Raw genomic sequence first — 12,510 nt, forward strand, 5'->3', positions numbered from 1 at the left:
ATCAGTCGTATTTGACTCATCTATTTTCTTTTACTGTTCGAGGTTAATTCTCTTATGAGCTGCGCTTAGGTTGCTTATAGGTTTTACCTGCGGCTTGATACGTGTCTTTTTGCTTCAATTCAAACATTGATTCAAAAAACCAAGCCGCAAATTTGACAACGTCGTCTCCCGCATTCATTACGTGTTCAACAAACTCTTCTTCTTCACCTGCATCATTTTCTTGTAACGTTACGTGATAAACTCGCTTCTCACCTTCAACGTCGGCTAACGCAAATTGACCCACTAACGATTTTGCAGCTTCAGCAATTTCTTCATCTTCACAAGCAATTAATACCTCAAGCGCCTTTGGTAAATCGTCTTGCGCACATACGTTTTTAACTAAAACTTCAAATTCATTCTGTTGCATTTCACTTTCCTGATTATAGGATTCTCAATTGAGCGCATTGTATCAGTGAGCTTCTAACACGTCACCGCTTAAAAACATTGGTTAAATGCCTTTCGCTATTGCTTTCTATTACTCTCATCAACTTAGATGATAAAAAGCATAGTGTTCATTACACGACATAAAACAAAGAGTGTAAGCCAAACCTCTGTCCCCCTAACCTAGTGGAGGAAACCACAATAAAAGTTAGTCCAAAAGTTTGAAATTTGCGCAAACATCGTCAATAGTAATATACATGCATATAAGAATAATAATTATCAGTTGGCTCAGGTAAAGGTAAGTGATCATTATGAAAAGATCATTAGCTAATCACACTATCGATATAGAACAGATCACCTCAACATTGATGCTAGATAATGTTGAGCTTTTAGAGCAGGTCTCACTGCAACTGCACCAAAATTTCAATTCATATTGTTCATGTATTGTGGAAATCAACAAAAGCGAGAATATTGCCCATACCCTTGCTTACGCCTGTGGTGGCGAAGTCATCAATAACTTCAACTACTCCTTAGAAAATACGCCTTGCGAAACCGTGCGACAGGCAACAAATGACCACTGCCTGTATACTGAAAAAGTGTATGACCTATTCCCAGAAGATGCCTTTCTACGAGAGTGCGGTATCGAGTCATATTTGGGTGTACCTTTAAAAGCACATAATGGTGAGATCATGGGGATTTTACTTTCAACCTTTGAGGAACCATTAGATGACACCGCTCAACTTCTTTATTGTCATCACGTTTACGCCAATATTATTGTTCATACTCTCAGGGAACGCTGGCTTTCAGAACGCTCAAACCAATTATTCAATCAACTCAGCCACGAAGTCTCTCATGACAACCTAACTGGTCTCTTAAACCGAAGTTGCTTAGCAGATAAACTTGAGTTGATGACTCAACAACTAGACCAACCCTTTTCATTAGCCTTTGTCGATATAGATAATTTCAAAGCAATCAATGATTTGTACGGGAACTATATCGGAGACCAAATCATAAAATTCACCGCGAAGAATTTATTACGTTCCGTGCCTGACCCCAACCTAGTATTTCGTATTGCTGGTGACGAATTTGCTTTCATCACCTTTTCAGATTCACCTATCGAAATGAGTGAAGAATTGATTAGCTCTATCAGCCAAGGCTATACAGACTCTGCTCACCAAATCAACTTTAGTGTGAGTATCGGTATTGCCAGAACATCAAATAACCAAGTAAGTGCCGATCAACTCATACTAAATTCAAGTCTCGCGCTCAAAGATTGCAAGCAATATCGAGATACACATATCCAGTGCTACGACACCCACCTGAGCGCTCAGTATCACCGTAAAACACAGATCATCGAAGCGATGAGAAACGAACTAGAAAAGCCAATTGAGGAAAACAGCGAGATCTACGTAGTGGTCCAGCCAATTGTTAACAACAACCGGACAGAATGGAATTACTTCGAAGTGTTATGTCGTTGGGATAGTGCCGAATACGGTTCCATCTCGCCGGTAGAATTTATTGAAGCGGCGGAACAGTCAGGACTCATTGTGCCATTGGGCCAAAGGATCATTGAGTTAGCTTGTCAGGCGAAGCAAATTTTAGAGCAAGGCCTAGGATACAAAGTAAAGTTCGGGATCAATTGCTCTGCAAACGAGCTTTCTGATTCCAGCCAGTATCTCTCAAATTTACTTCACACCATCCGCAAATACCACTTCACACCGCCAGAATTCACTATCGAGCTCACTGAAACCGTCTTACTCACGCAAAGCGGGGGAATTGAACCGATTCTCAATGATATTCGTCACTCTGGGTTTACGGTTGCACTCGATGATTTTGGTACAGGCTATTCCAGTCTCAATTACATTCATAGCTACCCTATCGACTGCATTAAGATTGATGCAAGTTTCATCCGTAATATGATGACCAATAAATCCTCTGAACATGTCGTGTCACTCATCATTCAACTTGCTCGGCACCTAGACGTTGATCTTGTCGCTGAAGGGGTTGAGCATTTAGAAGCACTGAATAAACTCTATTCGATGGGGTGCCACCAAATTCAAGGGTACTATTTCTCCCGCCCAGAGCGTCCACTGACGATTATTGAGCAGTGGAAAAACTTAAATCAGATACGTCGAGCATAAAAAAGCCGCTAGTGTGCAATCTCTTTGATTACATACTAACGGCTTCAATTTTATACATACTCATGCTGACTTAAAACAACCGATTCACTCCGCTTTAAATCAAAAGCATTAAGATCCGTTTTCCTGTTGTGATAAGTGATTCGCTAGCGTTGATGATCTTATCTGCTCTGCTTCTTGAGCTGCCAGTAAATTATCAAGCTCATCCGTTGTCGCTTTAAATTCGGCTATATCTTTCTTTGCCACAGAACTTGCCATTGGAATGTTCGCTTTCATTGCATCGACAGCTCGACCGCGCTCAATCAATTCATAATGCAAATGCGCACCCGTTACTCGTCCGGTTTTTCCAGAAAGGCCTATTTTTTGACCACGAGACACTTTCTGCCCTTTACGCACTAAAATTTTGCTTAAGTGCAAGTATCTCGTTTTGTATGTGCTGCCATGTTTAACAACAATATAGTTACCAGCATAAGGGTGCTTGCGAGTCATGATAACTTGACCATCACCAGTAGAATATATTGGTGTCCCAACAGGTGTAGCAAAGTCCGTTCCGTTGTGAGGGCTAACTCGACCAGTAACAGGATGCAGGCGTTTGGGATTGAAGTTTGAACTTAAACGCCACTTTCGACTTGTCGGATAGCGCTGAAATGCTCTTTGTAAACTATCACCATTTTTATCGTAATATTGACCATCTTTGTGTAAATAAGCACTCAAGACTCGGCCACGATTAAAGATTTTGATCGCTTGGATCTCACGATTGCCACTTGCGATATCTCCAACAAATTGACGACGCTGCACAACTTCAAATTTATCACCAGCGCGTAAGTCTCGTGAAAAATTGATCTTATCTTTTAAAAGCCCGACAACATGATCTATCTCTATACTGCTCAGCCCCAGTTGATTCGCTGAAGCTGAAAAGCTCCCGTTAACCTCTCCGACTAGCGGTATCACTTTCCACTCTCCAGGAATGGATATGTCTTGATATTCAAAACTACCATCGTCTAACCTCTGGTAAGCCACTTTCTCTGCGATATTAAAAACCAACTCCATTTTGTCTAGTGCGCCCGTTGATTCATCTCGCCAAAAACGCAGTTGGTTCCCTGGCTTAAGGGTATCTAATGCCAAGAAGTTGAGATCTGTCTCCATCACTTTCATCATCTCTTGATAAGTAAAATCAAGCTGAGTGAAGATGCTACTGAGATTATCGCCAGGTTGAATTTCATATTCGAAATCAGGCGGAAGTGCTGCGGTGTTAGTTTCGGTAAAAAAAGAGCTAACTAATGAAGATTCAGGTAAGTTCAGCTCGATCGTCCGTTGCAGTTGATGATCAGGGAAAGAGGCGGAAAGCCCAAGAACAGCACCTAAAGGGAGACAAAAAACCAACGATTTTTTGTAAAGTGACCATTCAGAGAATCGGGAAGTAAGTATTTTTAAAGGCACAATCTAACCAATATCTTAAACTAATAAAGGAAAGAGAATATGCTTTTCTGAGCCAGAAATCATCATGGCATTGTCATCTTTACACTTAAAAAGGGCAACAATGTGCCCTTTAAAAGCTTAAAAACCCAGTACGACAAGAACTTAGAAAAAGAAATTATCTACACTTGTGTTGTTGATACAAGGCAATTATCTTCACCATATTCGTTAGGAATATAGCTATCCGCTTGCCCATCATTTACCCACTGATTTTCATTTACCAAATAACGAAACTCAAATTGGCTATCTTTCGGCAGTCGAGTTTTAAATTTGAACGTTTTTGTTTTTACTACTTTTTTCATTGGTGTCGCTTCCCAATCAAGGAAATCGGCAACAATCGCTACGGACTGAGCATCAGCGGCAGCAAGTTCAAAAGTCACTTCAACTTCATCTTTAGTCTTGAAAAAACGTTTGTTAATCATAGCAAGCTCCATTTGTTTAAAATTTATCAACGTTTATGTTTTAGTTCACAATTCTATACTTCTAATGACGATGATATGTAATTTGGCTCACATTAACAATATTGAGTTGCATATTATTCGAACACAAACCGATCATTCGCTCGCGATAATCTTCAGTTGCCCCGAAATTACGACTCGCTGTTTTTTCTCCACGGTTGGAGTATCTGCCATCGCGCTATCATCAGTTCTATCGAGATACTGAAGCTCAATAGAACCCTCTTCGATAGCCGTTAAACTCGTGATAGAAATACGATCCCCTACATAAAGGCTATCGGCTAAAACAACGCGGCTCCTTTGCGTATCAAACTTAAATAACGCCAGATAATAGAATACGCCAGAGCCTTGATTGGACACGCTCATAGGGGCTAAATAGGCGGCATAGTCTACTTGAGGAACGGGTAACACTTTACCAATATCAACTCGAACGGTTCCTCTTTCCAGACCCGAATCATAGTGGCCGTAGGCAATATATTGTTCGCTGTCCAGCTCATCAATAAACGAAAACGCACTCGTTTCTGGGACCTCTATCGTCCAAGGGTTGACTGACTTAAGATCAAAAACAGCCTTAACAACAGGATCGAAACTCACTGCACTCGAAGGATATTTCGCCAAGATCTCTTCATCGCTTAAACTAAAGCGATAGACACCACCAATGACCACGATGATCAACAAGAGGATGGGAATAAGTAAAATAAGAGGTATGGGTAAAATACGTTTCTTCATTTTGGATCCTAAATGACGGGTAATAATATGCGCTAAACTATGAATAATACCTTGAGATTCATTAAGTAACCTTACATTTATATTTGTCCGTTAGAAAGGGGATGTTTATGAGCCAAAAAATACGAACCGCAAAGTGCGAATGCGGGAATGTTACCCTCATTTGCACAGGAGAGCCCATTCGTACTTCTATTTGCCATTGTTTTGAATGTCAAAAGCGAACAGGCAGCGTATTTGGTGTGCAAGCGCGTTTTCCCGCTGAGCAAGTTTCAATTCTTGGTGAAACTTCACAATACACGCGAATAGCCAATAGTAACCATAAAGTGACTTATCAATTTTGTCCTCATTGCGGCACGACAATGCAACTCACCTTGAGCGCGTTACCGGAATCAAGTGTCATTCCATTAGGTCTATTTAAAGAACAAGATTTCCCTGAACCCAGCTTCTCAGTATATGAAGAGAGAAAACATGGCTGGGTAAAATTTGACTGCCAAATGGAACATCTTGAGTAATATGCATCTTTTTGAAACGCTCAAGAATAAACCAATCGTTTTCTTCGCTTACTTTTGAGTAAGATCAAATGGAATAGCACAATTTATTTGTGTCTCTTTACTTAGCCTCGTTATAATCCAGCCCTTGGTATACAGAGGGCAACATCGTGATTTCAAAACTTCCTCGCTGGATTGAATATGGTGCATTCTTACTTGCGGCTCTTGCAGGTACCGTCAATGCAATTGGCTTAATGGGATTCCAGCATCAATCCATCTCCCACCTTTCAGGTACTGTGACACTTTTGGGCTCAAGCCTTTACAACGCTAACGACCTAACTCTACATCTACTGTTTATCGTACTGAGCTTTATGCTTGGTGCTGCCATTAGTGGTTTCTACATTGAAAGTACCGCTTTAAAACGTGGGCGTCGTTATGGCATTGCTCTATGTACCGAAGGAGCACTACTATTTACCGCTCTGTATGTATTGGTCAATGGCTCATTAACAGGGCACTATTTTGCTTCAGCCGCTTGCGGACTACAAAATGCGATGATCACAACCTATAGTGGCGCGATTATTAGAACTACTCATATGACCGGTCTCATCACTGACCTTGGGATAATGATCGGAGAGAGATTAAAAGGTCGTCCTTTTGATCGCAGAAAGGCAACACTATTTCTTTTCATTATTGCTGGCTTTGTTTCAGGAGGAACCTTAGGAGCAGCATTATTCAAACATTTTGATTTATATGCACTTGCTTTTCCGGCTACTTTTGCATTCATCATTGCATTTTGCTATTCCATCTTCCTGTATGTTAACAAGCTCACATCAAAACCATCGAAAAACAACACCACAAATACACTTGTAACACAAACAGAACAAATCGCTCAAAATACGAACTCTATCAATCTTTAATCTTGAATATTTAGCCAATATTCCTGCATAGTATTGCAATGCTATGCAAAGCTAGGTAATCTCTCTTCCATTGAGTAAATACGGATGTTTAGTGAATATTTATGCCAAGGATTCGGCATTTGTTGACTAGTAGTAATTGAGATTATGATGATAAACGATACGCAAAATACGGAAGCACCAGTAAAAAAGAGTAATTTTTGGATGTTCTTCATCCCTTCACTAATTGGTTTGTTCCTTTTCATGGCGCCAATTAGTTATGATGGGGATCTCACCATTCCTGTTGCAGTATTAGCCAAATCAATCCAAGCCCTATTTGGTGACGCCTTAGTACCGATGATAACGATGATCATCGTTTTCATGTCTATTGCCTCTGTACTGACCAAACTGATTAAACCATCATTTATTGTTAATCATAGCTTTTTAAACGGTCTATTTAACCCTTCTCTATTATGGCTAGCAGTTAGAGTGATCGGTGGTGTTGCGGTTCTAATGACTTTTTTCCAGTTTGGTCCTGAAGCGATCTGGGAAGAGAACACTGGCGGGTTGGTTCTTGAAGGGTTGCTACCTACTCTATTTTCAGTCTTCATTTTTGCTGGTTTGCTCCTTCCACTTTTACTTAACTTTGGTCTACTAGAGCTGTTCGGTACTCTACTAAGCAAAATCATGCGTCCTGTGTTTAACCTTCCAGGTCGAAGTGCAATCGACTGTATGGCTTCTTGGTTAGGTGATGGCAGCGTTGGTATTCTTCTAACTAGCAAACAGTACGAAAACAAATTCTATACTCAACGTGAAGCGGCGGTTGTCGGTACCACATTCTCAGCGGTTTCTATTACTTTTAGCTTAGTTGTTATCGCTCAAGTAAACTTAGAGCACCTTTTCTTACCATTCTATGCGGCAATCTGCTTAGCGGGTTTCGTGGCTGCAATCATTATTCCTCGACTGCCTCCATTATCAATGAAAAAGAACACTTTCATTGATGGCTCTGTACCAGATAAAGACGCAGACGCTATTCCTGCGGGCCACACCTCTTTCTCTTGGGGATTAGAGCAAGCATTGAATAAAGCAAGTAAAGTCACTTCAGTTAAATCTGTATTCGGTGAAGGCATACGCAATGCTGCTGATATGGTATTCGGCGTACTGCCTGTGGTGATGGGTTTAGGTACGATTGCATTGGTTATCGCTGAGTACACTTCTATTTTCTCTGTACTTGGACAACCATTTATTCCCTTCTTAGAGCTGTTAGGCATTCCAGAAGCGGTTGCGGCATCTGAAACCATCGTCGTTGGTTTTGCTGATATGTTTATTCCCGCGATTCTTGCGGCGTCGATCGACAACGAAATGACTCGATTTGTCATTGCTGCAATGTCAGTAACTCAACTTATTTATATGTCTGAAGTTGGTGCCCTGCTATTAGGTAGCCGTATCCCAGTCAATATCTTTGAACTGTTCATTATCTTTATCCTGCGTACGTTAATAACTCTTCCTGTTATCGCTGGTGTAGCCCATTTCATCTTTTAAATGAAATATGACAAGAAAGATAGTTAGTTAGTTAGTTAGTTAGAGCCTCGCTTAATGCGGGGCTTTTTATTATAAAAAACAAATTTATGGCCGAAAAAAACCAAATCACACCTCTAATGGCTAGTATCCGTAAAATATTATATAAAGACTAGTTCTCGCGAGCTATATACATATCTAAAATTTCAATTAAGTAACTGCATATACGCATAAATATCTCAGTTAACTAGGTATTTATCGTAACAATTACATCTTATTCGAACGAAATTCACATATTAATAGTACTCCATTCAGAGGCGTAGCTCACACATGCTGTTATTTCGTGGAATTGATAGCGATATCCAATCAAGTTTCATTCATACTTGCCGATACAATTACATAATAAGAAGAATAACGGATTACTTACTGGCTTATTTAAAGAGGGATTTTTATGAAGTTTAGTCACAAAGTTGTAGCGGCCTCATCGGCATTATTACTCGTTACCGTCTCCTTGCTGTCAATAAAACAGTTATATACCGTTCGCGCGGAAGTTGAGTCAAGTGTTAGCTCCAGCCTCAATGAACTGGTGGCAGGGGTCAAAAATACGGTTGTATCAGAGATGGAAGCAAAAAAATCTCTAGCCCAGAGCACAACCGAAATTCTAGAGATCTCTCCAAACAATCACGACTATGTTCAGGCGATTCTTGAAACACCAAAGTTAAAAAACAGCTTTTTAGCCATCGGCTATGGCTATGAAAAGAATGGCTTTGTAATAGAGAACGACGATAACTGGGACGCTGGCTCTGATTACGATCCTCGCCAGAGACCGTGGTATAAAGACGCCAAATCAAAAGGGCACCTTGTTGTCACTGCACCTTATGTTGATGCATCAAGTAAAAACGTGATCATTTCAGTCGGGACCCCTGTTAAGCAAAATGGCCAACTTGTTGCTGGCATGTTCTATGATCTAGAATTAACAAACCTTGCAACTCTGGTCAATCAAGTCAATTTATTCGACGCTGGGTATCTATTCCTTGTAACAGACGATGGCACAACCATTGCTCACCCAGATGCTAAAAATAATGGTGAAAAACTATCAAGTTACCTTCCTCAGGCAACATTGACTGAGCAACCTCAAAACGTTGAGATTGATGGTAAAACCTTCATGATAAGTTTTACATCTATCCCAAGTGAAAATTGGTATGTTGGGGCAATCATAGACCAAGACATCGCTTTCGCATCAATCAAAGAGATGCGCGACAGCTCAATTCTGTTCACTATTATCGGTTTAATTCTAAGTATCATCGCGTTGACCTTACTTATCCGATTCCTTATGCGCCCATTGGATGCCCTAAACGCTGCAATTAATGATGTTGCGTCAGGTCAAGGTGATCTAACGAAGAGACTAGACACCAACACGGATCAAGAATTTTCAGATCTTGCACAAGGCTTCAATACTTTCACCGAAACTCTTCAGCGCCAAATCACTCAATCTAAAGCGATAGGTGAAGAGATCATGCGCGGTACTGAAATGACAGTTGCAGGTTCGAAAGCCTCAGCAGAAGCGATGAATACTCAGCTTCAAGAGCTTGAACAACTTGCAACCGCAATGCATGAAATGGCGACAACCTCATCAGATGTAGCCAATAATGCCCAAGGCGCAGCAGAAGCCGCCAAAGTGGCAGGTGAAGCAACTCAGGAAGGGACATCAGTAGTCAGAGACACGACTACTGCTATCGACGCCTTATCGAGCCGTATTGATGAAGCCGTATCGGAAGTACAAGTTCTGGAATCAGCGACGGATAACATTGAAACAATTCTAAAAGTCATTAATGACATCGCCGATCAAACCAACCTACTTGCACTCAACGCTGCAATTGAGGCTGCTCGTGCGGGAGAATCCGGACGTGGCTTCGCCGTTGTCGCAGATGAAGTCAGAACATTAGCGCAAAAAACTCAACAATCGACGACTGAAATTAAAAGTATGATCGAACAGCTACAAGCGGGTGCTAGTTCAGTTTCCAATGCCATGAATCAAAGTAAAGATACGGCATTTGAGGCTGTTGAGCGTTCACAGCAAGCCAATGGGGCTTTAGATAAGATTAGAGATGCGATTCACCAAATCTCTGATATGAATATTCAAATAGCATCAGCAGCAGAAGAGCAAAGCTTGGTGGCAGAAGAGATCAATAACAACACAGTGAAGATCAAAGATCTATCCACACAAGTTTCAGAAGCCGCAGATGGTGCCAATCTTGCGATGCAAGTTCAAACTGAAAATGTTCGAGAGCAAGATTCAATCATGAACAAATTCATCGTTTAGTTTATTGGCTAACTCACACAAAAAGCGAGTCATTCACTCGCTTTTTGTATTTATAACAATAATATATGAAACAACAACCAATCATTACTCATATCAAAGAACTCAACTAAAGTTGTAACTATTTCTGGCTACTCTTGAGTTTTCTAACTATAACACTGATAGAGAATGAAATTTCAGAAGGACATGACATGAAATTCAGCCACAAAATTGTTGCCGCTTCATCCATCTTATTATTGGTTACCGTATCGTTATTAACCGCAAAACAATACTTCACTATGCAATCTGAAGTTCAATCACAAGTGAACGAAAGTGTAATAGAAATCATTGATGGCGTTAAAAATACCGTAGCTTCCGAAATTAATAACCGTAAAGCGATCGCCGCCTATTCCACAAGCATGCTTGAAGTTGATTTGTCACCTCAGCACATTTCCGATGTGATTACCCGTCCAGTAGTCAAAGATACGTTTCTCCTTGTTGGGTTAGGATTTGAAAATGATGGTTCCAATATTAATAATGATCCTTCCTGGAATCCTGGTAGCAGTTGGGACCCAAGATCTCGCCCATGGTACAAAGCAGCACAACAAGCAAATAAACTGATCATCACCGCCCCTTACGCAGACTCCGCCACCAATGAGATCCTCGTATCTATTGCGACTCCTGTACGTGAGAATGGTAACTTCATCGGGTCTATTTTTTACGACGTAAGCTTGGCTGGACTTGCAGAAATAGTAAATAAAGTGACCCTATTTGATGCCGGTTACCTATTTTTAGTATCCGAAAATGGAACCACCATTGCTCACCCTGAAAGCAGTATGAATGGTAAACCGATGAGCGAGTATTTACCAAATGTGAGCATCAAAGAGTCACCGCAATATGTCGATCTTGATGGTAAAACGTTTGCTGTCGATTTCTCTAAAGTACCCGGCGAAGATTGGTACGTCGGAGCAATTTTAGATGAAGGTATTGCTTTCCAAGCAGTTTACGACTTACGTGATAGCTCCATTTTATACACTTTAATTGCGCTTGTGCTCAGCATTGCAATACTCCTAATACTGATCAAATCATTAATGAAACCATTAGAAGTACTGAATGATGCAATCCAAGACGTTGCTTCCGGTCAAGGTGACTTAACGAAACGCCTAGATACCAATACTGACCAAGAATTCTCTCAACTTGCCCAAGGTTTTAACACCTTCACCGAAACGCTGCAGATGCAAATTACTCAATCTAAAACGATCGGTAAGGAGATAATGAGCAATACGGAAATGACAGCAAGCGGTGCTGAACAATCGGTATCGGCAATGCAAAACCAGCTTCAAGAGCTTGAACAACTTGCGACAGCGATGCATGAAATGGCCACAACGTCATCAGATGTCGCAAACAATGCTCAAGGTGCCGCCGCCGCAGCGAAAGACGCTGATGAAGCAACCATTGAAGGCAATACCATTGTTGGTGACACAACGGTCGCAATTGATAACTTGTCGGCTCGTATTGATGAAGCCGTTTCAGAAGTACAAGTATTGGAATCAGCAACAGATAACATCGAAACCATTCTTAAAGTAATCAATGACATTGCTGACCAGACAAACTTACTTGCACTTAACGCTGCCATTGAAGCCGCGCGGGCAGGAGAATCTGGCCGTGGATTTGCTGTTGTAGCAGATGAAGTGAGAACTCTTGCTCAGCGAACTCAACAATCCACCACTGAAATTCGCAGTATGATTGAACAACTTCAAGCAGGGGCAAGTTCAGTGTCTAACGCGATGAATCAAAGTAAAAATACAGCCATTGAAGCGGTAGAGAAGGCACAGCAAGCCAATGGTTCTCTTGAGCGAATTCGTGGTGCAATCGAGCAGATTTCAGACATGAATATCCAGATAGCCTCTGCGGCAGAAGAACAGAGCTTAGTTGCGGAAGAGATAAACAACAATACCGTGAAAATTAAGGATTTATCCACTCTAGTGGCAGATGCAGCAGAAGGAGCAAATGCCGCAATGCAAGTACAAATCAGCAATGTAAGACAGCAAGACGAGCTTCTTAATAAGTTCATTGTTTAAGTAAAGCTAGCTGGTT

At 41.0% G+C, this 12,510-nt stretch carries 9 protein-coding genes and 1 pseudogene; 6 read left to right on the plus strand and 4 right to left on the minus strand.

The annotated features are described in order from the left end of the window. Positions 1 to 52: 52 nt before the first annotated feature. Positions 53 to 406, minus strand: coding sequence for a hypothetical protein (locus tag F0249_RS00460; RefSeq protein ID WP_171755503.1), 354 nt, complete (start codon positions 404 to 406; stop codon positions 53 to 55). A 325-nt stretch (positions 407 to 731) separates the two neighbouring features. On the opposite strand from F0249_RS00460, the gene F0249_RS00465 reads away from it, so the two are divergent. Next, entirely contained in the window at positions 732 to 2,561 is a 1,830-nt protein-coding gene (locus F0249_RS00465) for a bifunctional diguanylate cyclase/phosphodiesterase (RefSeq protein WP_171755504.1), read from the plus strand. 108 nt (positions 2,562 to 2,669) lie between these two features. On the opposite strand, the gene F0249_RS00470 is transcribed toward F0249_RS00465, so the two are convergent. From F0249_RS00470 to F0249_RS00480, 3 genes are all read right to left on the minus strand, one after another. Then, on the minus strand, positions 2,670 to 3,998 hold the full coding sequence (locus F0249_RS00470) for a peptidoglycan DD-metalloendopeptidase family protein (RefSeq protein ID WP_017052970.1): 1,329 nt from the start codon (positions 3,996 to 3,998) through the stop codon (positions 2,670 to 2,672). Between the two features lie 158 nt (positions 3,999 to 4,156). After that, entirely contained in the window at positions 4,157 to 4,456 is a 300-nt protein-coding gene (locus F0249_RS00475; RefSeq protein ID WP_017052971.1) for an isoamylase early set domain-containing protein, read from the minus strand. A gap of 132 nt (positions 4,457 to 4,588) precedes the next feature. Further along, positions 4,589 to 5,218: a hypothetical protein gene (locus F0249_RS00480; protein WP_017052972.1), complete on the minus strand. Its 630-nt coding sequence runs from the start codon at positions 5,216 to 5,218 to the stop codon at positions 4,589 to 4,591. A 101-nt stretch (positions 5,219 to 5,319) separates the two neighbouring features. On the opposite strand from F0249_RS00480, the gene F0249_RS00485 reads away from it, so the two are divergent. The 5 genes and pseudogenes from F0249_RS00485 (at position 5,320) to F0249_RS00505 (ending at position 12,494) form a co-directional block, all read left to right on the plus strand. Further along, on the plus strand, positions 5,320 to 5,727 hold the full coding sequence (locus F0249_RS00485) for a GFA family protein (protein WP_171755505.1): 408 nt from the start codon (positions 5,320 to 5,322) through the stop codon (positions 5,725 to 5,727). Between the two features lie 146 nt (positions 5,728 to 5,873). Further along, positions 5,874 to 6,515 (plus strand): annotated as a pseudogene (locus F0249_RS00490) (YoaK family protein); the annotation flags it as partial. 252 nt (positions 6,516 to 6,767) lie between these two features. Then, positions 6,768 to 8,138 carry a YjiH family protein gene (locus F0249_RS00495; protein WP_017052975.1) on the plus strand — a complete coding sequence of 457 codons (1,371 nt, stop codon included), beginning with the start codon at positions 6,768 to 6,770 and terminating at the stop codon, positions 8,136 to 8,138. 427 nt (positions 8,139 to 8,565) lie between these two features. After that, positions 8,566 to 10,437, plus strand: coding sequence for a methyl-accepting chemotaxis protein (locus F0249_RS00500; RefSeq protein ID WP_171755506.1), 1,872 nt, complete (start codon positions 8,566 to 8,568; stop codon positions 10,435 to 10,437). A 188-nt stretch (positions 10,438 to 10,625) separates the two neighbouring features. Further along, a complete protein-coding gene (locus F0249_RS00505; protein ID WP_113798405.1) occupies positions 10,626 to 12,494 on the plus strand; it encodes a methyl-accepting chemotaxis protein in 1,869 nt (622 codons plus the stop codon). Positions 12,495 to 12,510 lie beyond the last annotated feature (16 nt).

Source organism: Vibrio sp. 03-59-1, from assembly GCF_013114135.1.
Classification (GTDB): domain Bacteria; phylum Pseudomonadota; class Gammaproteobacteria; order Enterobacterales; family Vibrionaceae; genus Vibrio; species Vibrio cortegadensis.

Coding starts and splice junctions, on each gene's coding strand:
- F0249_RS00485 (WP_171755505.1), top strand. CDS start 5,320: ATGTTTATGAGCCAAAAAATACGAACCGCAAAGTGCGAATGCGGGAAT.
- F0249_RS00475 (WP_017052971.1), bottom strand. CDS start 4,456: ATGATTAACAAACGTTTTTTCAAGACTAAAGATGAAGTTGAAGTGACT.
- F0249_RS00505 (WP_113798405.1), top strand. CDS start 10,626: ATGAAATTCAGCCACAAAATTGTTGCCGCTTCATCCATCTTATTATTG.
- F0249_RS00465 (WP_171755504.1), top strand. CDS start 732: ATGAAAAGATCATTAGCTAATCACACTATCGATATAGAACAGATCACC.
- F0249_RS00460 (WP_171755503.1), bottom strand. CDS start 406: ATGCAACAGAATGAATTTGAAGTTTTAGTTAAAAACGTATGTGCGCAA.
- F0249_RS00480 (WP_017052972.1), bottom strand. CDS start 5,218: ATGAAGAAACGTATTTTACCCATACCTCTTATTTTACTTATTCCCATC.
- F0249_RS00500 (WP_171755506.1), top strand. CDS start 8,566: ATGAAGTTTAGTCACAAAGTTGTAGCGGCCTCATCGGCATTATTACTC.
- F0249_RS00495 (WP_017052975.1), top strand. CDS start 6,768: ATGATAAACGATACGCAAAATACGGAAGCACCAGTAAAAAAGAGTAAT.